We start from the raw sequence: 23097 nt of genomic DNA, 5'->3' as shown, positions 1-23097 counted from the left end.
GGACTGGATCCGTGAAGCGATCCGCGGCGTACGCGTTAGCGCTGCGCAGCAGCTTCGATTACCTCATCGAGGGTCACGGCCGCGCCACCGCGACGCTGGCTCTCATCAGCGGCTTCCATGAACGCATAGATTTCGAGCGTTGTCTCAGCGGACACTGGTGGCCGCCGGGTTCGGAAAAAGCGAACGATTTCCACTAGCAGAGGCTCGTACTTATCCGGTCGGCCAAAGGATTGAATGCCTGTCGTGCCAAAGGCTGTTCCGCCGTTGCCGCGTCGTCCGTCACGAATTCCGCGAAACGTTCCCACACGCGCATCGTTCCAAACGCCGACCACGACATCGGTGCCCGCGGTTTTGGTTCGCGTGACTTGTTGACACCCAGGGCCCATGACCGCGAACAAAGTCTCCACACCGTGAATGCCATACCAAAACAAATCAGGATGGGTTTCTTCGACAGGGCAGGGGGAATAGGCGTCGCATCCAATCACGTCACCGACCGCGCCCATCGTGACCTCTGCCACTTCCTTGCTGAACCGCAGTGGTGACGAGGAAAAGACGGGGACGTTTCTCAGCTGAGCCTCGTCATAGATCGCGATCGCGTCACGCAATGATCCCGCAACCGGTTTGTCGACAAAGACAGGCTTTCCGGCTTCCAATACTGGCAAGACCTGCGCGAGGTGTGGTCGCCCGTCGTTGGTTTCCAGCAAGACCACATCGACGCGTTCGAGCAGCGCATCGATCGACTCGACAATCTCGACACCGAGCTCTTTCATTTCAGCGGTGTACTTAGGAACCCGACTGGTGCTCGACTCGATATCCGCACTGCCCTTCGGGTAAGCGGCGACGACGGGACATCCCGCCAACTCATCGCTCACGTTGGGATCATTCAAGGCTTTCGCGAATGCAATGCAGTGCGATGTGTCCAAGCCGATGATCCCGACGCGCAAGTGAGGCCGGACGGTCTCCTCACCCAGACAAACGCCCACAGGCAGGAGCCCGAGGCAAGCGACGAACACGATTGAATGCAAAATTACTTTCATGGGATTCCTTCATGCTTCTCCGTTGAGCATGCGGCTCAATTATACCGCAAACGAATCATCAGCCGCGACGGACTCGGCAGGTAACACGCGATCCATTTCATCGAGACGGTAACCGAAACCGGGTCCGGACAAGGTTGACAGGTCCACGGCACCCTCACGTCGGCGGTAGAGTCCGGGATGCACCTGCGCCTCGGCTTCGGAGGCGGCAGGATAAAACTGTGATGCATTGGTTTCCACTCCACCGATCGTCCCGACGTGCGCCGCCAATCGGACGTGAGGAATCTGAGCCAACATCGGGTTGGTCAAGTCTTGCACCATAATGCCCATCCCGTGTGCTTTCGCCCAGCAATGGCTTAGCAAGGCTCCCGTTTGCGTCTTGCACGTCTTCAGCGCCACGCCGGTCCAACCGAGTTCACGCCCCAGACGCACATGCTGCCAATCGTGTGCACTTTCATCCAAGAAAAGCGGCTTGCGCCGCGACACCGAATGAACATCAATCGGGTGAGCGTCCAGGTCGTAGGGAAACGGCTGCTCGACGTACAGCAACAAATCACTGATCGCGGGATGCTCGCGTTCGAGCCGATCGAGAATTTCGTTCACGTATTCGGGATCAGTCACCATGCAATTGAAGTCGGCCGTCGTCGCGGTCACGCTATCGGCAATCGCGATATTGCCCACCTCGACCATGCGTTCGTAGTCCCATGCCTGATCGTTCCCTCGCAACTTGATCTTGAGTCGCTTCAGACCATCACGACGAATCCAATCGCCGAGGAACAACGGCACACCGTCAGCTGGTTCTTCGCCGGTGAGCTCTGATTCGTGAAGTGGGTCGAGCCCACCGACGAGGTGCCAGGCATCGAGTCGCTGTGGTGCTGATTTGACAAAAAAGTCTTCCGGGTATCGCCCGGAGAAATCGACCGAGTCGTCAGCGGGTTCCAAGTAGCTGGCCAAGTCGCGGTTCATCCACTGGCCATTGTAGGTCGTATAAATGTCGACGTTGTGGAGTTGCCCATAGGCGTCGTGCAGCGCGATATCAAAGGCGCTGGCGCAGATCAATGCCGCCAAAAACGGCAATGCCTCTTCGGAGTTCTCGATTTCAGCGTTGTGCTCGGCCATCAACTCAGGCAACCGCAGGCTGACAAAGTCGTGTCCCACTTCCATGGGATGTCCGCTGGATTCAAACTCGGACCAAGCTGATGAACAACGATGAGCGAAACGGACCATCGACTTCAGTCGCGTATCGTAGTCAAGCGAACTCGGCCAAGCCCACTGGACCGACACCGGAGTTTCGCCCCACCCGACCGCTTCGCGTCCGTCTTGGCCGGCCACTGTCAAGCGAACTCGCAAACAGGAAACGCTCGTCAAGGTCTCCGCACCAAACTTTAGTGGGACACGCGTCGCGACGGGCAGGAGATACATCTGTGAACGGACGACGCGTACGTTCTTGGCCAAATTCTCGGTTTGCAATTTCATGTGATGATCCGATTGTGATTGTGCAATCACGGAGGCAACTCCCGGGGTGATTGATGTCGGTAGGGTAGATTTTAAGTGCATGGTCGGCAGAGGTTTACGAGCCTCTCCCCGCCCCACGAGAGGCTGGGTTCGGCGAGGAGCGATCACGCTGGATAACCTCCCACTGCGTGGTCAGCTCTCCCCACACGGCCCTCCCCAGTATCGCTGGGAGGATGGTGAAACTCGCTTCCATGCCGTACGGGCTGATAGGATATCGGAGATTTGATCTCCGTGCCCACCGGCAGCGTGAATCGATGCGAATCGTCGGGCCGCACCCTTGCGACCGGACGATGCACTGCCTGCCCTTCTCGATCACGTGTCGGCAGCCTGAGGCCACCGGATCCGACATCGAACGCTCGCGACAATCCCTGCGGCGAGCGTTTGTTGTCGCATTGAAAATGCAGTGTTTCTCGACAGCAGCGGGCGTTTGTGTGCAGCTAGCATTCGCTGCCATCGGCATCCTTCCGGGTCATGCCGAATGTTCGGGTTAGTCGGTGCCCTGGCAAGCTAGGTCGACTTTTTTGGGCAAGCAGACTTGGGGGAACCCGTCGAGTTTGTCGAAAACTATTTGTGTCGAGGCAGTGGTCGCACCAAGCCTTCGCTTCGACGAACCGCGTCCGAGTTGTGTACCCCTCCCGCACAATCGGCAACGCACGTGCCATGGTCCGTCGGTCGACGGATCGCTGGCGGCGGCCTGAGTCTCGAGTTTCCCCCCCTCCGAATTGACTCCGGCCGCCGCCGACATTTTGAGCACACCGACGCACCCTTTTGCATGCACACCGCCGACGGGCGGATGGAACTAACCTATTATGGCTCAACACTCCATCAAAATCTCATCCGATTCGTTGGCGCTCGATCGCCTGCAGTTTGCTGAGCGGGCGGTCGCTCGAGCACTCCATCGGGATATCGACGCCGCCCCCGCACCAGCACCGAACTTGGCATCACTGCTGTTGGTGGTCTCGGCTCAGAGCAGCACGCTGGACGATGGCCGCTGGCAGTTTGCGATCGAGACCGCTGGCGGCGAGCCGATTCTGGAGGCCGAAGACTGCGAGCGGGGCGATCTCAACCGCTTGACTCTGTTAGCGGCAGTCCGCGGTTTGGAGGCTATTGACGGGCCTTCCGGGGTGACGCTACTGAGTCACAATCGCTACCTGATTCGCTCGTTAACCGATTCGTTGCCGCGTTGGCGGCGAAGTGATTTCGTGTGGGATCACTTTGGGCGGCGAGTCGAAGTGCAGCATGCTGATCTGTGGCGACGGATCGACCATGCCCTTTGCATTCACGAAGTCCAGGCCTGTTTGCTGACCGCGAGAATGGTCAGCCGCCCAGATGCAGTCGCCCCGCAGAACAGTTTAACCGTCGCGACGCCTCCCGCAGACTCTCGACGCATCGCACCCACTCGAATTGATTCGCCGCATGACGAGCCACCGGCGCCGCACAGCGGCAACCGCCTGCGTGACTGGCTGTTGCAATCGGCGGTCGATACCAGCCACCGGGCTCATCGGATCGCGATGATCGGACAACCGGGATCTTAGAGAGCAGTTCCCTCGGCTTATTTAGCTTCCATTCGAATTTCACGAAATTTCCAAACAGATTCCGCTCACCCACCTTTTTCAGTTCGCACGCCCGTTATGAATACGCAGCTCACTCTCTCGAGTATCCAATCGCTCCTCGACGGCAGCATCACCGACCCCAGCAGTTTGCTTGGTCGGCACCCGGTCGACTATCGTGGTACTCCAGCGACCGCGGTTCGTATGTTTCAGCCCCAGGCTCAATCGATCGCGTTGGTTGACTCCGCGTCGGGGTTGAAGCGTCCCATGCGGCGGTTGCACCCTGAGGGTGTGTTCGAAGCTATTTTTGACGAAACTTCAGAGAGCAACTACAAAGTCGAAATGATTGATAAAAAGGGCAATATGACCGAGACAGCCGATCCATACTCGACACCCAGTCTCCTGACGGATTTTGACCGATATTTAATTGGCGAGGGGCGTCATCACAAAATCTACGATCGCCTCGGAGCACAGCTTCGCACTGTCAACGGCGTCGCGGGGGTCAACTTCGCCGTATGGGCACCGAACGCGCGGGCGGTGCAAGTGGTCGGCGATTTCAATGGCTGGGACGGGCGTCAACACGGTGCGCGTCAGCTACCGCATCTGGGGATTTGGGAACTGTTTGTTCCCGCCGCTCGGGTTGGCCAGCGGTACAAATTCCGCATCCATAGTGAGCACGGCGAATGGATGGACAAGTGCGATCCGATGGCCTTTGCGTCCGAACTGCCGCCGCTGACTGCGAATATCATTACGGATATCAACTCGTATCAGTGGAGTGACAGCGATTGGATGAACCGCCGTAGCGAGTTCGACCCTCTGCACGCCCCGATGAACGTCTACGAAGTCCATCTGGGGAGCTGGCAGAAGGGTGCCGGACGCACCAACGGATGGTTGGACTATCGCGATCTCGCCCGCCGGCTGGCCGACTATTGCCACCGCATGAACTTCACCCACATCGAATTGATGCCGATTAGCGAGCATCCATATTCGGGCTCATGGGGCTACCAAAGTGTGGGTTACTATGCACCGACGAGCCGCCATGGCAGCCCCGAGGACTTCATGTTCTTTGTCGACTACCTCCATCAGCATGGCATCGGCATCATCGTTGACTGGGTGCCCGCGCACTTTCCCAAAGACGATCATGGACTGCGCCGGTTTGACGGGTCACCGCTCTATGAGCACGCCGACCCACGTCAGGGAGAGCATCCTGATTGGGGCACGATGATCTTCAACTTCGGACGCAACGAAGTCAAAAACTTTTTGATTGCCAACGCGCTCTTTTGGCTGGACAAATACCACATCGACGGGCTCCGCGTCGATGCGGTGGCCTCGATGTTGTATCTCGACTACAGCCGTGAAGAAGGCGAATGGGTTCCCAATCGCTACGGTGGACGCGAGAACCTCGAGTCCATTGATTTCCTCCGCGAATTCAATGACGCCGTCCATGAAACGTACTCGGGTGTCGTGACCGCTGCGGAAGAATCGACGGCCTGGCCCGGCGTTTCTAAACCGACCAGCGACGGCGGATTGGGATTCACGTACAAGTGGAACATGGGATGGATGAACGACTCGCTGCGGTACATGCGCATTGAACCGATCCACCGCCAGCATCACCAAAATGAACTCTCGTTCAGCATGATTTATGCGTTCACCGAGAACTTCATGCTGCCGCTCTCGCATGATGAAGTGGTGCATGGAAAGGGTTCGTTGATCAGCCAGATGCCCGGCGACATGTGGCAGAAATTTGCCAACCTGCGTCTACTCTATTCCTACATGTGGACGCACCCTGGCAAGAAACTCCTGTTCATGGGCGGTGAACTGGCGCAGTGGAACGAGTGGAATGAAGATGACGGGCCGCAGTGGTTGCTGCTGGATTTTGCCTCGCACCGGGGCGTGCAACAGCTCGTTTCAGATCTGAACCACCTCGTCAACGAGAACCCCGCGCTGCATCATTTCGATTTCGGTCCCGAAGGCTTCGAATGGGTGGATTGTCAGAATGCGAAAGAGAGCACGCTGATCTACCTGCGAAAAGGCGACATCGGTCACGCCCCCATGCTCGTGTGCTGTAACTTCACGCCAGTCGTCCGCAAAGAGTATCTCGTCGGGGTTCCGCAATCGGGATTCTGGAAAGAGGTGTTCAACAGCGACAACGAAGAGTACGGCGGCAGCAAAGTCGGCAACTCTCCCGGTTGCCATACCCGCGGGATCGGTCATCATCATCGCCCCGACAGCATCGCGGTCACCTTACCACCATTGGGCACAACAATCTTCCGGCTCGAACAATGACCCCAATGCTCGAGAACGCCGAATACGTCGAACAGGCCTACCTCTTCGACCTCTTGCGTGAGCGGGTTGCCGTCGGGACGCCGATGCAGGAATTACTCGGCCAGCTCAGGCACGAACTGCTCGCAACGACGCGGTTGCCCATGGCGATCGAGTACATGCTCACAGAGCTGCGACATTCGGGCCTGATGGGCGAAGCGATGTCGCGGTTGGGACACTATTTCTCTTCGTTTCAGACGTTTCTGATTGAAGAAGCGGAGCGTGAAGCCGGTCGGTTCTCGATCCATCTGGCGTTGCAGGTTCTGCAGGCCGACGCGAAATTGCGTGCCGACTATACGGCGAGACTGGAGTCGATCGATGTCGCGGGAAACCTGGGGGAATCGTTCCAGGTGGTACCGCGGGGCGGGAAACTGACGACCGAGGGGATGGCGCAGCGGGCCCGCAGCGGATTTTTCTTTTTCCAATTCGAAGTCTTGTCCCGTAATCGTCTCGGCTATGACGCCGGATTGACCGCGATGAGCCGCGATCCCCTCTTCGACGCCGATTGGTCGAAATGGCTACTCAACCTTCGCGCCAATGTGGGGCTGGTCGATCTGGCCGATTTATTGTTCCTCGCCAGTGACGAGTATCGACGCCGACTCATCGCCGAGGGACTGGATCTCGATGGCAAAGGTCCGTTTTTGTTCGGCGAGAAGGAGGGCCGGATCGCCTTAGCGAACCGGCAGAAAGATCCCGTCTATCTGTTCGGTGCGATGCAGCGGCACTTGGGATACCCACCCGTTCCACGCCCCGTCGAAGTCGAAACGGATCGCGACACCATCCCCGCCATGCTCCGCCGCATCGAAAGACTCGAAACTCGCATCAAACTGATGGAGCAGGAACAGCGGCAAGGATTCGATTTGAGCAAGTTCTATCAAAAACCGGATGGAACGTGACCATTTCTCTGCAACCCACGTCTCACGGATAGAGTAGATACTGCTGGCGCGCCGTTCGAAAGTCAGACACGCCATCGAGCGATTTCAACCACGTGGTCATGCCGTCGTTCCCACCCGTGATGCTTTGGTAAACCGCTTCATTGCCCAACAAACGATTGAGATTTTTAGTCTGCCAATCACCCGGGTAGAGTTCCAGGAGGCTGGTGGCAATTTCGATCCCCACGCGAACCGATTCCATTTGCTTGGGATCCGTCACCATGATGTTCACGCCGCCACAAACTTGGCCGCTGTATCGACTGGCGTCGGGAGTGAACTGAATCGGAATGAATCGCACGCCCGGGAGCCCTCGGCCGTTAAGCTGAAGTGCTAGCTCACGTCCATCAATCCACGGCGCACCGATCACTTCAAAGGGAGTGTCCGTGCCCCTGCCCACGGAGAGGTTCGTCATCTCGAGCAGTCCGATACCGGGATACAAGAACGCTTCGGTGAGACTGCGCATGTTGGGTGAGGGATTGATCCACGTCAGGTTTGTTTGATCCCACGTGTCTTCCCGCGACCAGCCTCGGCACTGCACCACGGTCAAGTCCAGCTCGAGGTTTTGCTCCGCTTTGATCAGGTGGGCGATCTCGCCAATCGTCATCCCGTGCCGCACTGGCAGACGAAGGTACCCGACGAATGACTCCTGACCTGGATCGAGCATGGGACCTGTCACGACGAGTCCGCCGAGCGGATTGGGGCGATCGAGAACGACAAATCGTTTGCCGGCCTCCGAGGCCGCCCGCATGGCCTCGCCCATGGTGGAAATGTACGTGTAGAAGCGCGTGCCGATGTCCTGGATGTCAAAGACGAGTGTGTCGACATCGGCCAGCATCTCGGGGGTCGGACGTCGCGTCTCGCCGTAGAGGCTGAACACCTGCAGTCCCGTTTGCGCGTCCTGCGTGTTCGCAATATTCGATTGGTCGAGCTTTCCGGCAATCCCATGCTCGGGGCTGAACAGTGCGGTCAGCGAAACCTCCGGCGCCGCCTGCAGGATCGAAGCGGTGCTAGCACCATCAGCGCTGCATCCGGTTTGATTCGTTATCAGACCAATCCGTTGATTGGCCAGCGCCCGGAACTCTTGCGACCGGAGCACATCGATACCCGGCAGCACTTCGGAGGTCACCTGGCTGGGCTCATCGACGATGGAACTGGCCACGACGTTGAGGATTTGTCCCGCCAAATAGTTCACGCTGCCCTTGCCGTCCGGGTGCACTCGATTACTCAGAAAGATGAAAAACAAGTCGAGTTCGGGATCGATCCATAGCACGGTGCCGGTGAATCCACCGTGGCCGAAGGCGCTCGCCGAGAGCAGATCACCGCGATTGCTCGAATATGGCGTTTGCTTATCCCATCCCAACCCACGAACCCCGCTGGAGACCCGATAGGGCGCGATCATTTTGCGTACGGTGGCCGGTGCCAGGACACGGACCGTCTCGTCCTCGAAACGAAGGGAACCTTCCCCCAACATCATTTGCGCATAGTTTGCGAGATCCTGAGCGCTCGAGAACAGCCCCGCATGTCCCGCGACGCCCGATAGAGCATGCGCACGCGGGTCGTGTACCTCTCCACGCATCCAATGCCCATCGCGCATTTGTGTCGGCGCGGCGCGGCGTTTCAGTGCCTCAGCAGGGTTGTAGCCGGTCTCGTCCATCCGCAAGGGAGCAAAGGTCTCCTCGTGCGAAAACTCGCTGATATCCTTGCCCGTGACTTCCTCGACGAGTTTTGCCAAGACGATGAAGTTGACATCCGAATAGCGAAATCGCTCGCCCACGGGCGCGGTTAGCTTGAGTTGACAAATTCGATCCCATGCCACATCGGGCCCCTCGAGATAGTCCGCCAGCGCGTTGTCGGGAATCAACCCGCTCTCATGCAGCAACAGGTCTTGGATCGTGATTTCGTCTTTGCCGTGGGGGGCAAACTGGGGCAGAAAACGGGCGACCTTATCCCGCAACAAAAAACGCCCGTCTTCAACTAGCTTCATCACCGACGTGGCGGTGGCGACGGGTTTCGTCAGGGACGCTAAGTCGAAGACCGTATCGACGGTCATTTCCTCGGGAGCCTCCCCGAGCTGCCGGTTTCCAAACGCTTCGAGATAAACGATCTTGCCGTGGCGGCCAACACAGACCACGCCACCAGGCATCTTGCCCCGCTCGATGCCATCAAGCATCAACGTCTCAATCCCCGCCAGCCGATCTGCTCGCATGCCTACCGCGGCCGGTGTGGCCGTTGGTAGGTGTTCCGAAAAAGCCGGATTGCTCGGCGCCAACGTCATCAAAACGGCGATGAATACCGCCCGTGTGTTTATCTGCATTATGTGGTCTCACTTACTGGAATCAAACGCTCGATCGTGCCAATTGTATCGCGTAGCGTCATCACGCGCGAGTAGCGGTCGCGCAGTGTCGCCAGAGACGCCTCGTGCAGCTCCGGCGTCACCGTGGCGCAGCAATCCTCGACCAGCGTCACCAAGTACCCCAAGTCACACGCATCTCGAACGGTCGTTTCGACACACTCGTTCGTGTACACCCCCACAATGAACAACGCCTCGATCCCCATATTATTGAGGACGTAATGCAGGTTCGTGGACGAGAACACGCCGCTGGCGGTCTTATTGATCACGATCTCATCCCGCTCGGGGTCAGGCGCCACTTGCTCGAGGAAATCGGCATCGCGTGATCCGGGAGGAGCGAGCAGATCCAGCCGCTTGTGACCTTTGCTGCGGTCGCGTCCGTCCCGCGTCAACGCCTGGATCCGTGTGTGAATCACCTCCAAATCGTGAGCGCGAAACACGTCTTGCAATTCCCGCACCCCCGGCAGAACCGTCTTTTCGAGACGGTCAAAGTAGTAGGCCTGCCCTGCGGGCGAAACGCCACCTTGATCCGGCGTGGCGAACACGCCATGGCCGGGCGCTGCATCGAGATACTGCAGGTCGATACATAACAGGGCTGCGTTGCGGGAGATCAACAGCTCACGATGCTGAGCGATGTCGATTACGGATTCATGGTAGACGCTACGCAGCGGGTCGATCGAATCGTTCGGGGGCGGGTTGGAGGGGAGCATCGGCGACGCATTCCTAAATGAGGTATCTGATCGGGGAGGCATCGCCGCCATCTGCCCGCAGCAGTTGGCGACGCGCCGCAATGTGTTGCCGCCCCAGACTAACAGTTGTCTCGCCATTCGACCACGACGCGAGTGCCCCCCTTCACCGGTGAGGGGTTGGGGTGTCGCCCTCGCTTGCAGGTTTGATTTGTGAGTGAAAGATCTCCATATCCTCACGAACTATTAACACATTCAATCACCCGAGCTTAACAAATCGAACGCATCGATGAAGTCTCCATGAAGAGCGTTGGATTCTCGCTCGAAAGCACTAGGCGGTTTCAATTTCAGTTGCTCGAATCACCGCATCGAGCGATGCATTGTTGAATCGCTCGACACGATGTTTGGAGAATATCCAGCCACGTGCACTTCAGTCTTTTACGATTTACAGAGGAGAATCGATGACGACAACGATTAGGGGCGCGTATTCGCCTGGGAACAGAAAGTTGAGCCGCCAACGTGCGTTCACATTGGTGGAACTACTCGTGGTGATCGCGATCATAGGCGTCTTGGTCGGGCTATTATTGCCCGCCGTACAGTCCGCCCGTGAAGCAGCACGCCGCATGCAATGTTCCAATAAACTGAAACAGATGGGGCTGGCATCACTTAACTTCGAAAGTGCGCACCAGAAACTTCCCGAAGGCCCCATCGATGGTGACCTCAGTGCCGTCGAGTATCCAAGCGAAGCACCTACCACTGCGGGCAACCCCAAAGACAACATGTGCTGCCGCGCATCGACACGTCGGGGATGGAGTGCTCAATACAAGATCCTCCCGTTCATGGAAGGCAACAACGTCTACGAACTCGGTCGCGATGATCCGCCGTTCTGGCCGAATCAATCGGGAAATGGCAACGAGAACGTTGTCGCACAACAGCTCGTGTCGAGCTTCTATTGCCCCTCCCGTCGTTCGGCCAAAGGATATGGCAGCGCATTCTATGGTCGGACTGACTATGCGGGCAGCGCCGGGTTCTATCACGGTCGGCCTGACTCGGTGATCGATTTCATCCCCGAGGCTCCCCTCGGCGCTCCAGCCGAAGGGACACGTACCGCTCCCAATGGTGGCTTAGCCCGGCAACGCGGCGGCGCCATCATCTGGCCCGGTCTGGGAGACAAGCGGACCCTCGCAGACATTACCGACGGCACATCGATGTCGCTGCTGTTCTCCGAAAAGTCTCTTCACCCCAGCCAACATGGTGTCGATGGTGGCGATAACGAACGATGGAATAACGCCGGCTGGGATGAGTGCGTCGTCCGTTGGCACTTTCCACCACGCGCCGACCAACAGACCTACGCACCTGAGGAAGGCGGCTCGACAAACTGGAATCGCTATTTTGGTGCTGCCCACATGGGCGGGCTCAACGCCGGATTCTGCGACGGCTCCGTCCGATTCTATTCCTTTTCAGTGGATGCGACGGTCTGGAAACAACTGTGTCTCATCAATGATGGCGAAGTGATCGACGAAGGAAAACTATAATGTGTTGTGTGCAATCGAAGTATAAGTCTTTACTGTTTTTAGTTGTCCTTGGATGCAGTATGCAGTTCGGCTGCGGTGGCCCACCTCCCCCACCACCGATTGATGCTGCTATGGAAGCGGAAAGTCAAAAGCATGACGAAAAAGTAAGGGACGAGGAATCGAGCTTGTAGCTTGGCTCGAAATCAGAGCATCAACCTGTTTCGACGCCACTTCCTGAGGAGGTGGCGTTGTTTGCATCCACATGGTGGATATCAAATCAACTTGAAAATGAATCTCGCAATGCCCACACGTCCAAAACAGCACCTTGTTCTCGTTGCACTATCATTGGTACCCAGTCTTGGTATTTCCGGCTGTGACTCAGCGTCATCGATAGATCGATCGAAGATGATCATTCACCAACCCGCCCGGATCGAGGGTTCGCCGGATGTCCCCGAGTACTCGGTTTGGCGCCCGTTCTTCGACACCGACGCAGGCGACGTGTCTTCAGGAAACACGGTCGGCACGGCATTCCTGGCGCTGCCTTACAGCGACGACCATCCCTATCTCGTCACGGCGGCTCACCTGCTCGGAACCGCCACCGGGCTGGCCCGGGATATCCAACCGAGCCAATGGAAATCAGCCATCAAGGCGACCTTCGTCGGTGATGCATTCGGTGCTACCGATGCCATCAAAGAAGTCGGTCGACCGCTCATTCCTGTGGACGCTGATTCCGGACAACAGAAGTGGCTCGATCTCGATATCATCGCGTTCGAGCCAGGCCCGAAGTTCAAGGGCAACGCACTGAGATTTTCAACAGAATCGGTCCGCGTCGGCCAACGGCTTTGGATGGCGACGGCGCTTTTTGCAGGTGCTTCGGCCAGTCAAAAATGCCACGCCGTGAAGGTGACGGGAGTCGAACCCTCGGGCGCCATCAACTACACGTTTGAGAACCCCAGGATTTCCTTTCGAGCGACCGAGGGAGCGCCGCTGCTGTTCGATTCTGGGGCGATCGCGGGCATCCATCTCCGCGGCGATACCGCTGCGGACGGCCCCACAGGAATCGGTTTGGATAGCCAGGCCCTGCGAGCGGCGTTACTGGATCTCGCGGCCGCCCAGTGAGACGGGTGGGCGGCCGGGTTGGCGCTGCCAACCGGCACTCGGTTCACGATGGAATCGTTGATTTGCGATCCACCGTTTCGGAACGAACGGGAAATAAGTGGCCGAACGCTCCGCGGTCGGAATCATCGACCGCGGAGCGTTCGACCACCATTTCAGACAGTAATTTCCCGCTCGTTCCTTAGGATACCAGGCACAATAAGTGACGGGTTTACCGTAGTGGATCTTGTTAAGACGCGCCCGACAAAAGTCTCATACTACCAGCTTCTTTCATGGGCGAGATGCGTTACCTTTTGCTGTCTGGATTTAGCTTTTTTCTTCGAGTGGTCGGTTAGTCAGTGAAAACCATCGAACTACCTACGCAGCAAAGACTTTTCGACCCGTTCGAGGGCGTCATCGGCCCCATGGGGCGAAAGATGATTGACAACGGATGGCAGGGCCTCCTTCGCGACGTGCTCTTGGAGCAGATGCCCATCGGCCTCGTCGGTGAGCATCTCAGTGACGATCAAGGACGACCAACCTTTGAGTTGCACGCGATCATCGCGCTCCTTTGGATCCGTGACTTTCAAGGTTGGACTGTCCCCCAGGCCCACGAAGCACTGCTGTTCCGAACCGACATCCAGTACGCACTGAACCTGGAGCCAAGCACCGAAGTCACTCAGCGAACCATTGAACGCTACATCGCTCGAATGCAAAGCAACGAGAAGATCAGTGAGGAGATCTTCGCAGGCGTTACCGACACCCTGCTGCAAAGCATGGAAGTCAAAGTCAAAAAACAGCGTCTCGATTCCACCCATGTGCTCAGCGACATGGCCACCCTGGGACGCGCCCAAATGATCGGCGTGGCCCTGCGGCGGTTCTTCAAGAAAGTCGAAAAGCACGACGCTCAGTCTGGTTCGGCTAGGCTGATCGACCGATTTGACGACGAGCTTTTGGCCCGCTACCGCAAGCAATCCGACAGCCGAATCTTTGGCGACGCACGCACTACCGAACAGCGGAAAATTGCGTTGCAGCAAGCCGCCGAAGACCTCTGCTTAATCCTCAATGAATTAACCGAAACCAAACCGATCTGCGACTGGGACTCCTTCAAACAACTGCAAACGATCTTTAACCAGCAGTGCGAACTTCGGGAAGAATTCGTCGAAGTTCGCAAGAAAACCGGCGGCCATGTGATCGTCAATCCGTCGGATCCCGACGCGACCTACAGCGGTCACAAAGGAGCCGGATACCAGGTTCAAATCGCCGAGACGTTCAACGAAGACGGCGAGCCGAACTTGATTACTTCGGCCAAAGTCGAAACCGCTGCGGACAACGACGCCGATGCGGTCTCGCCGGTGTTGGAGGACTTGAAAAAGCGGGACGCCATGCCAGACGAACTGCTGGCTGATACCGCTTACGGTGGCGACGCCAACGTCGAGTCGGCTAAGCAAGAAGGCGTCGAATTGGTCGCTCCGGTGCCAGGCTCGAAGAAGTACGATGCTGATGAAATCGGCTACGACCAATTCAAGCTCAACTGCGCCGGTGAACTGGAGTCTTGCCCGGCTGGTCACGCTCCCGAGTCGACCAACTACAACGCCAAAGGCGACTACACTTTCGCACAGATGGATCCCGAGAAGTGCCAGCACTGTCCGCTGCTTGCACACTGCCGCGTTCAACGCAATCGGGACACCGCGCAGCCGACCGGCCGCATTCAATTTACCGGCAGTGCGGTTCGAGCCGACGCGCGTCGTCGCCACGAGCAGAGCGACGAGTTCCGCGATCGCTACCGTTGGCGGTCGGGTATCGAAGGGACCAACGGTTGCCTCAAGCGAATGATGGGCTTGGGTCGGCTCCGCGTTCGCGGCCACAATGCGGTGAAGCTTTCGATCCTACTGAAGCTGGCCGGTTGGAATCTGCTTCGAGCGGTGGCAATGCGCCGCCAGAGAAAGAATTCGCTCCAATTGGCCATTAACTAGGGGGAACAGGGGCAATAGGCGACTAGGACGACGGTTCATGTAGAGCCTGCGACTCCTCGACAGTCAAACCAGGGCCTCCAGAGAGGCCCCGGCTAAAAAATTTTGCACCACCAAAAAAAGTCGCCCGCAGCAAAGCCACCTAATGTCGGTTCCGTCTGTTAAAGATCCTGTTCTGGATGGATCTTTAACAAGATCCACTACGCCAGTTATTGATCACGCGTTGCTTAGCGACAGCGAGACAATAAAACACGTCGAATCAAATGTCGGTAGCGTCGCCAGACGGTGGAGTCCACGTTCTGGCGAACGCAACTACTCGGGTGATTCATTCGCGGTCGTTTAGAAGACTGACTCGACAAACATTTCGTCGGGTAGCGGATTGCGTTCATAGTCGTCTGAACGCTCTCGCGGTGGCATTTCAACCGCTGTGTTTTGAGTCTCCTGGTAAGGAATTTGCTCCAGGAGGTGCCGAATGCAATTCAACCGAGCTCGCTTCTTGTTGTCGGCTTCGACGATCCACCATCGGGAGTACGGCGAATTGGATTTCGCCAGCATGACCTCTTTCGCTTCGGTGTATTGCTCCCAACGACGCCGTGACTCGAGATCCATGGGGCTGAGCTTCCACTGCTTGAGAGGATCGCTGATCCGACATTGGAATCGAAATTGCTGCTCCTCGTCCGAGATAGAAAACCAATACTTGATCAGATGGACTCCCGAGTCGACGATCATTTTCTCGAAGTTGGGCACGTCACGATAGAACGCGTCGTACTCGTCGTTGGTACAGAACCCCATCACGCGTTCGACACCGGCTCGGTTGTACCAACTGCGATCAAACAAAACGATTTCTCCCGCAGCGGGCAGATGGGGCACGTAGCGTTGAAAATACCACTGCGTCTTTTCTCGCTCCGAAGGTGCTGTCAACGCGACGACCCGGCATACGCGGGGATTCAATCGCTGCGTGATTCGTTTGATCGCGCCCCCCTTTCCCGCCGCGTCTCGGCCCTCGAAGATGACAGCCACCTTGGCCCCCGTCTCGACGACCCAGCCTTGCAATTTGATCAACTCTTGTTGCAACTGCAGAAGATTCCGAAAGTAATCCCGACGACTCAGGCTGTGATCGCCACTGGTCGCTGCAGTTGAAGCTCGATGATGATCCGACATTGCATCCTCAAGTTCCGCCTCGAATTCCTCGTCGATGGAATCAAGGATTTCTTCACGGATTCGCAATAGGTCCTGTTCGTTCATGACTATATTTCCCAGGTCGTTTTGAAGGCAACGAATGCCCTTGGGGTTGGCTAGATCGCGGGCGTTCAGAAGGTGAGTAAACCGGGCTGATAGTCAGGTGCTAACATCAATGCTTGCTGATCGTGCAATGACTTGTCCAGTGGGACCAGGCCGGCGTTAACAACGGCTGTTTGCCCTTGTTTTGAAATGGCGTAACGAAGAAAGGCGGCGGTGGCCGGACTCATTGGTTTCCCCTCAGGTTTGATAACAACCGCGTACAGGTAGCGGGCCAGTGGATAGCGTCCCGAGTAGACGGGTTCATAGTATCTCGCAAGCAATGGATCGCGAGGCGTTCCTTCACTGAAATACTGGTGATAGGCGTCCTCCTCGTTACGGGCAATTGCGATCGTGCGGACGGATTCATCAGTGAAATTCAGTCCTGCGTAGCCGATTGCGGCAACCGATTGCCCCACCGCATCGACGACCTCGAGCGAGTCCCCATGAGAATGGATATCACGGCGAAACTCTCCGCCGTTGATCACGACTTCGGCAAAGAGCTGCCGCGTTCCTGACAGCTCGTTTCGCCCGTGGACTTCGATCGGCAAATTGGGGAACGGGGGCATGACGAATTCCTCCCAGGTCAACTCGCGATTCGATTTCTGTTTGCCGAAGATTGAGGCGAGTTGATCGAGCGTCATGCCACGAATGGGATTGTCACGATGCACGTAAACCGCCAACGCATCCAAACCGATTCGAACGACAATGGGCGCGGCCTGATATCGTGTGCGAAAAACGTCAATCTCTTGACGCGTCGGCGGGCGGCTGAGCAGTCCAATTTCAGCGGTCCCGTCGACGAGGGCCGTAAACGCCGTTGCCGAGCCTTTCGATTGAAGGCTCATTTTCACAGTGGGGGTGAACTTCGAGAACTCGTCGAGCCACGCCTGCGCAACGGGGCGGAGCGTGTCGGAACCGGCCAGACGCAGGTTACCCCGCGGCACTTCAACAGGCTCGTAGTTGGGAAGTTCACTCAAGGTTTCCGCTGCCGGAGCAGTGGCTGTCTCCGACCCCGAGGATGCGACGGCTGTTCCATCGATGGTGCGGGCGAGCACAGGGAGTCCAAAGGCCAGTAAAGCACTAACGGCCAGTCCAACGGATGCTTTGCCAGCATCGCGAAAGATAATGCCAGTCGTCTTCCTAAATGGGGGCGACTTTAGCTGCAGGGAGATCGCCGTCTCACGACCGGCCAGTAACCCGAGGAATACCCAGGTCGTGCTCATCGGCATGTTGCTGTACTCCTTAAAGATCACCAAAATAATGCCGTAGATAAAATCAACCACCGTTGCCGAACGAATGTCACTGGTGTTGGTCTTGCTGGTGACGATCTCCTGGATCTCACCCCCACGTCGTGAAAAGATAATTGCGTGCAATGCCAGCATCACGATGGCAGCGAAGAAGAAGTACGGCACGTTCAGCCTGCGCGGCAGATAGACGAAGATGTTCGCCATATCGTGCATTAACCACTGGCTCCACAAGAATGCCGTGGAAATCCACTGGAGTGGATACCAGAATTTGCGTGCGGATTGGTCGCCAGAGCTGCGGACGTTCTTTTCGAATGTCTTGGAGATGACGACGTAGACGCCAATCGCAACGAAAAACGAAACCATGTATCCCAACAGAGATTTGGTCAACATCGCCGTCATGTTGCCGGGCGCAAACACCGCCAACACCAAGAATGTCGTACTGACGGGGATGCCAAATCGTGTCAAGCACAAAATGATGATCGGCGGGATGATGTGCAGCCAGGTGATTCCGCCGGCTGGCTGAGGGAACTTTGCGAGTCGCCCGAAAGAGGCATCGCCATCGTTCGCGATCCAGCCGTACACAAGCACGATCAATAAGACGGTGCACGCGAACGCCCACAACGTCCACCAAGGACGTTTCGCATTGGAGCTCAAAAACGTGCCGAGCGTCTGAATCGCATCGTTGGCGACGATGGAATAGGCGGCGAGCATGAAGCCGATGATGGCGAAGGATTCGTTCATGTGCGTTGGATCGGGGGGGCTGAAATACACGAGATGTGGAACAGCTTATCGAGCAACAACGTCCTGAGAACTCGAATTGAGGGCCAAGCAGAGAATCTTCATCGCATCTTCATGCCGTAAGATGGGCGGGTGACGAAGGGACATGACGGCCGCCTGATTTCGCTGATGCGAGCAACGGCGCATTGCCAAACGATATCCAAGATTGCCAAGGGATGGCATTGACACACTTTGTCATACGCCGTATGATATCTTTCGAACTGCGACGAAAGGTCAGACGATGGCAAAAGAAAAATCCAAAAGCGAAAAGAAACTCACCGAACGAATCAACCTGCGTGTTTCTGAGAAGGAGCTCGCGTTGCTAGAAGCGGCTTCCGGCAACGAGGAACGCTCGCTGAGTAATTGGGCGAGGCGAGTTCTCGTCAAAGAGGCACGCCGTCAGCTCTCGGAGGATTCTTGATGTGAGGATCGATCGCTGAACTTGAGTAGCATCGTCGGAGGGGCGTTCCCGCCGGCGGAAACGAGGTCGTTAGCATCCGCTTTCGGCAAACCATTGTAGGAGAAGTGACATGGCTGGTAAAAAAGGCAAGAAGAACAAAACGAAGAAGGGCAAGAAAGCCAAAGACCTGAAGGGCAAGAAGTCCAAGGGCAAGAAGGGCAAGGGCAAAAAAGGTAAGAAGGGCAAGAAGAAATAGTTCTTCCTCCGCGAAAGCCTGATTGATTCTGGCTCAAAGGGTTGGCGAATCGTTGATTTCGCCAGCCCTTTTTTCGTGCGCAGTCGCCTTCCACAGGCTGCCCGAGACGGAGGTCGATCCGTTTCGAAGCACTCATTCCTCCTCACCCTGGCCGCGAAAGACAATCGCGTGGGAATCGCTCGGCTGCAGCGAGTCCAGCCATTCGCCTACTTGGCGATCTTGATAGCCCAGCATGGTCGCGGCAAAATCGGCGTCCGCGATACACTCTCCATAGTGGATCAGCGAGGAACTGCCTTCATCGGTGTATTCGCAGGCGTGTGGGTCGTGCATCTCGATGCTGCCACGGATCGTGTCTCGCACGTAGTCAAGCCACGTCCGTGAACGCAGTTCGGGACTTTGGATCAAACGCCAAAAAGCGTCCAGCACCCGTTCGGGCTCCGCACTGGTTTGCGTTACCAAGCCGGCGTATCCACCATCAGGATAGGTCGTGCTGATGAATTCGGGTGAATAGGCGAGTCGCTCGTCCTCGCGAACGAGTCGATTCAGGGGAGACCCCAAATCTCCGGCTGAAAAAACATCTTCGAGAAAATCCCACTCCAGACGCGTGGCAATGCCATCGCTCTGCGGCCCAATTGGAAACAGCAGATAGACGACCGTGTCAGCGTAGGTGGTGTCGATGGTGGTCACTTTGCCCGCCTGCCACGTTGGAAGCGGCCCATAGCTCGCCGGGCGTCGCCGTTGGGAAAGAGGTCGATCGGGCATCTGTTCGAGACAGCGCGCCACCACGTCGAGCAACTGTGTCCGCTCAATGTCTCCGGCGACAAACAAGGCGGATCGATTTCGAGAGTACCCCGAGACGTGGGCATGCCGCAGTTGATTGGCGTCGATGGCCTTTAACTGCTTGGCCGTACCGAGCTGGTCATGTCCGAGCGGATGGTTGGGCCAGAGTATGCCGGGCAAAAGGCACAGCGAGTGATGGTAGGGATCGGAATGCCATTCGCCGATCTCCTGCAGGATCACCTCACGCTCGGCTTCGATATCTTCCAGCCGTAACAGTGGTTGGCCGACCATGTCGGCGAGCACTTCCAACGCATCCGGCCAGACCCGTTTGGGAACACTGGCACTAAACGCAGTATGCGTGGACCCGGTTTCAGCATCACTGTCGCCTCCATGCCGCACCAATCTTGCTTCGGTATCGCGGTAACCACCGGGGAACTTCCGTGTTCCACGCGAGGGAATGTGCTCAAACCAGTGATAGACTCCATGCCCGCCCCCCTGCTCATCATCAGCGCTGCCGACGAACATCAGCCAGTTCAACGAGACCGTGTTGACGGGAAGTCGTTGGTAATAGATCGGAACACCATCCGGTCCCGTGATCAGTTCAAAGTCAATCATAGTGGCAACGGAGACTCATGGGGATAGAGTGAGAGTGGCGGTGGACGTGCTGTCAAGGCACGAATCGACTCAGCTTCATCGGCCGGCGGGGCGATGATTGGCGAGTTGACCACCGGAGCGGATATTCCACAATCCGATACGAATACAGCAGTCTCTCGGTGAGCTCTAAACACTGCTCGAATTCATCAAACCCAACAGTTCTGTTAACTGAATCCACATCATCGCCTGTTACAGTTCCGTTCAGTCGAGAAGCCAACTGCTTGTCTCCCTGACCGCAGGATCAACGGCGTGGATGAAATCGAGATTCGGCCAGCCCGAACATTGCCGCGAGATCTAATATTTCGGCTGTCGTTGCCGCGAGAATTCTCCCAAATCCAGATCGCCAACGAATTTCTTTTTGAGACGTTCCGTGGCTGGCGATTGCTCGTAACCCACGATGACCTGCTCGAATTCCTTTTGAAACAAGGCCGCGGTGGATTCCCAAGGGGAGCTCGGCTTCCTAGGACGCCTGCCTAAATATGAATGGTTGGACACATCGATGGATGATGGACCGAGTGAATTCGCTGCCTCATTTGATACCTGTTTGACTCCCTCAATTTGAATTGGAAATTGGATGGTAACTCAATGGATCGGACAGAAGTGTTTCTCGGCTGTCCATCAGCGCAACCTCGTCTACAACACATGCTGGGAAGACCCACGACTCGACCGCCAGGCCCTCAATCTAGGCGATACCGACAATGTGCTCGTCATTACGTCGGCTGGTTGCAATGCGTTGGACTACGCCCTGGACGGCCCCCGGAATGTGTTCGCTGTGGACATGAATCCATTGCAAAACGCGTTGTTAGAACTAAAGCTTGCCGCGATCCGTGCTTTATCATTCGATGAGTTCTTTTCGGTGTTTGGGGATGGTCGCAATCCTCAGTGGCGATCGATGTATTTCGATGCCGTCCGAGACCAACTCTCTCCAGCGTATCAAACGGTTTGGGACAAACGCCTCGATTTCTTCGATGCGAGCCATCGGCGCAGCAGTTTCTATTTCCGTGGCACCTCCGGACTGTTCGCATGGATGGTCAATGCCTACATGAGCCGCACGCCGGGGCTCCGGGAAGCCGTGATGGAGATGATGGAGGCACCGTCGATCGACCATCAGAAAGAGATCTTCATTTCGAGGCGTGTGCGCGAACTGCTATGGAAGAAACCATTGCGATGGGCACTGCGTCGCGAAGCAACCATGGCGATGCTCGGTGTACCACGTAGTCAGCGTGACCAGATTCAAAACGGCTACACCGGCGGCATCTCGCGTTTCATTCAAGACCGAATCGAGAATGTGTTCAAAAGCATATCGCTTCGGGACAACTACTTCTGGCGCGTGTATTTGACAGGGCAATACTCGAGTTCGTGTTGTCCCGAATACCTCAAACAGGAAAACTTCCTTCGCCTCAAGAATGGACTTGCCGACTGCATTTCAACGTACTCCATGACGGTAGAAGGATTCTTGGACCAGTGTGAATGTAAAATCTCGCGATTCGTTTTGCTCGATCACATGGACTGGCTCTATGATCGATACCCGGCGAGTTTAGCTGCCGAATGGCAACGCATTGTCGATCGCTCGGCTAGCAATACTCGCATCCTTTGGCGAAGTGCAGCACTCAACGTGGACTTTGTTGATCCGCTGAAAATTCAAACGGGCGGAGCGTCTGTCGCCCTGCGGGATCTTCTTCACTATCACACAGAGCTAGCTGAACGATTGCATCAGCGCGACCGGGTCCACACTTACGGCAGCTTTTACATCACAGACCTGCATAAAAATGCCGCTTGTGCGGACTCGAAGGGAGTGGCGGCGTGAGTATCACGTCATTCGCAGGAAGCATCGGTGGAGATCTGAGGGTGCTCTGGCATCTGCTGATGCATCCAGCCCGGGGCAACACACACGCGGCGCGACTGGAGAGCTTCTATCGTGGTCAGGCGAAGGACTACGATTCGTTTCGCTCACGATTGCTACATGGACGTGACCAACTCTTTGGCAACCTTGAGTTTCCCGATGGCGGTGTCTGGGTCGACATGGGAGCAGGGACGGGCAAGAACGTGATCGTGGCTGGGGATGCGGTGTCTCGCTTGAAAAGCATTCATCTCGTTGACCTGGCTCCATCGCTCCTCGGTGTCGCCGAGCAGCGGATGGCCGAACATGGGATCAGTCAAGCAAGCATCCATCTGTGTGACGCAACGGTTTTTGACCTCCCGCCTGAGAGTGTAGATGTTGTCTCGTTTTCGTACTCGCTAACGATGATCCCCGATTGGTTCGAGGCAATTTCCACCGCTGAGCGGTTGCTAAAACCGGGGGGGATAATCGCTGTGGTCGACTTCACGGTATCGAGAAAGTTCGCGTCCCATAACCTGCGACAAGACAACTGGTTGCGGCGGACCTTTTGGACGCACTGGTTTGCCTTCGATAGCGTGTTTTTGAGTGGCGACCATCTAGCGATGTTGACGCGCCGATTTGTTCCACAGCACGTCGAGCAAGCCAGCGGTAAGGTGCCGTATCTGCCATTGCTACGAGCGCCGTACTACACATTCATCGGACGCAAACCATTGTGAATGGTTCCGTTAAGGAACAAGCGGAAAATAAGTGGCCGAACGCTCCGCGGTCGGAATGATCGACCGCGGAGCGTTCGGCCACAATATCAGACAGTAATTTTCCGCTCATTCCTAAGTGGGTTTCCCGGGCTCTCGAAAGTCAGAGCAAAATGCGATTTCCCTCGTAAAACGTCCCGTC

At 56.6% G+C, this 23097-nt stretch carries 17 protein-coding genes; 10 read left to right on the top strand and 7 right to left on the bottom strand.

What is annotated here, in order from left to right; all coding sequences use genetic code 11:
- Positions 1–35 precede the first annotated feature (35 nt).
- Positions 36–1037 (bottom strand): Gfo/Idh/MocA family protein, encoded by a 1002-nt coding sequence (locus SH410x_RS11425; protein WP_473676621.1) that lies wholly within the window; start codon positions 1035–1037, stop codon positions 36–38.
- Positions 1038–1076: 39 nt separating this feature from the next.
- A complete protein-coding gene (locus SH410x_RS11420) occupies positions 1077–2510 on the bottom strand; it encodes an enolase C-terminal domain-like protein (protein ID WP_473676620.1) in 1434 nt (477 codons plus the stop codon).
- Positions 2511–3358: 848 nt separating this feature from the next.
- On the opposite strand from SH410x_RS11420, the gene SH410x_RS11415 reads away from it, so the two are divergent.
- The 3 genes from SH410x_RS11415 to SH410x_RS11405 all read left to right on the top strand — a co-directional run bounded on the left by SH410x_RS11415 (position 3359) and on the right by SH410x_RS11405 (position 7317).
- On the top strand, positions 3359–4084 hold the full coding sequence (locus tag SH410x_RS11415) for a ribonuclease H family protein (protein ID WP_473676619.1): 726 nt from the start codon (positions 3359–3361) through the stop codon (positions 4082–4084).
- Between the two features lie 96 nt (positions 4085–4180).
- On the top strand, positions 4181–6385 hold the full coding sequence (gene glgB / locus SH410x_RS11410; RefSeq protein WP_473676618.1) for a 1,4-alpha-glucan branching protein GlgB: 2205 nt from the start codon (positions 4181–4183) through the stop codon (positions 6383–6385).
- A 5-nt stretch (positions 6386–6390) separates the two neighbouring features.
- Complete coding sequence (locus SH410x_RS11405) at positions 6391–7317, top strand: hypothetical protein (protein WP_473677301.1); 927 nt, start codon at positions 6391–6393, stop codon at positions 7315–7317.
- A gap of 22 nt (positions 7318–7339) precedes the next feature.
- On the opposite strand, the gene SH410x_RS11400 is transcribed toward SH410x_RS11405, so the two are convergent.
- The gene (locus SH410x_RS11400; RefSeq protein WP_473676617.1) at positions 7340–9667 is read right to left on the bottom strand and encodes an exo-beta-N-acetylmuramidase NamZ domain-containing protein; all 2328 of its coding nucleotides are present in this window, start codon (positions 9665–9667) and stop codon (positions 7340–7342) included.
- Positions 9667–10413: a cysteine hydrolase family protein gene (locus SH410x_RS11395; RefSeq protein WP_473676616.1), complete on the bottom strand. Its 747-nt coding sequence runs from the start codon at positions 10411–10413 to the stop codon at positions 9667–9669. The genes SH410x_RS11400 and SH410x_RS11395 overlap by 1 nt, the downstream gene beginning before the upstream one ends.
- A 437-nt stretch (positions 10414–10850) precedes the next feature.
- On the opposite strand from SH410x_RS11395, the gene SH410x_RS11390 reads away from it, so the two are divergent.
- From SH410x_RS11390 to SH410x_RS11380, 3 genes are all read left to right on the top strand, one after another.
- On the top strand, positions 10851–11924 hold the full coding sequence (locus tag SH410x_RS11390) for a DUF1559 family PulG-like putative transporter (RefSeq protein WP_473676615.1): 1074 nt from the start codon (positions 10851–10853) through the stop codon (positions 11922–11924).
- A 384-nt stretch (positions 11925–12308) separates the two neighbouring features.
- Complete coding sequence (locus SH410x_RS11385; protein ID WP_473676614.1) at positions 12309–13022, top strand: hypothetical protein; 714 nt, start codon at positions 12309–12311, stop codon at positions 13020–13022.
- Positions 13023–13357: 335 nt separating this feature from the next.
- On the top strand, positions 13358–14974 hold the full coding sequence (locus tag SH410x_RS11380; RefSeq protein ID WP_473669183.1) for a transposase: 1617 nt from the start codon (positions 13358–13360) through the stop codon (positions 14972–14974).
- A gap of 336 nt (positions 14975–15310) precedes the next feature.
- Here SH410x_RS11380 and ppk2 read toward each other — a convergent pair whose 3' ends face one another.
- Positions 15311–16216 (bottom strand): polyphosphate kinase 2, encoded by a 906-nt coding sequence (gene ppk2 / locus SH410x_RS11375; protein ID WP_473676613.1) that lies wholly within the window; start codon positions 16214–16216, stop codon positions 15311–15313.
- Positions 16217–16281: 65 nt separating this feature from the next.
- Positions 16282–18237: a PstS family phosphate ABC transporter substrate-binding protein gene (locus SH410x_RS11370; protein WP_473676612.1), complete on the bottom strand. Its 1956-nt coding sequence runs from the start codon at positions 18235–18237 to the stop codon at positions 16282–16284.
- Positions 18238–18514: 277 nt separating this feature from the next.
- Here SH410x_RS11370 and SH410x_RS11365 point away from each other — a divergent pair, with 277 nt between their 5' ends.
- Both SH410x_RS11365 and SH410x_RS11360 read left to right on the top strand, forming a co-directional pair.
- On the top strand, positions 18515–18694 hold the full coding sequence (locus tag SH410x_RS11365) for a hypothetical protein (protein WP_473676611.1): 180 nt from the start codon (positions 18515–18517) through the stop codon (positions 18692–18694).
- Between the two features lie 109 nt (positions 18695–18803).
- A complete protein-coding gene (locus tag SH410x_RS11360; RefSeq protein WP_473676610.1) occupies positions 18804–18929 on the top strand; it encodes a hypothetical protein in 126 nt (41 codons plus the stop codon).
- A gap of 132 nt (positions 18930–19061) precedes the next feature.
- Here SH410x_RS11360 and SH410x_RS11355 read toward each other — a convergent pair whose 3' ends face one another.
- Entirely contained in the window at positions 19062–20324 is a 1263-nt protein-coding gene (locus SH410x_RS11355) for a M16 family metallopeptidase (protein ID WP_473676609.1), read from the bottom strand.
- Between the two features lie 613 nt (positions 20325–20937).
- Here SH410x_RS11355 and SH410x_RS11350 point away from each other — a divergent pair.
- Positions 20938–22170 (top strand): BtaA family protein, encoded by a 1233-nt coding sequence (locus SH410x_RS11350; protein WP_473676608.1) that lies wholly within the window; start codon positions 20938–20940, stop codon positions 22168–22170.
- A gap of 59 nt (positions 22171–22229) precedes the next feature.
- On the top strand, positions 22230–22919 hold the full coding sequence (locus tag SH410x_RS11345; RefSeq protein ID WP_473677300.1) for a class I SAM-dependent methyltransferase: 690 nt from the start codon (positions 22230–22232) through the stop codon (positions 22917–22919).
- Positions 22920–23097 lie beyond the last annotated feature (178 nt).

It is taken from the genome of Rhodopirellula sp. SH410 (assembly GCF_055811895.1).
This window is presented reverse-complemented; position numbering and strand designations above follow the sequence as displayed.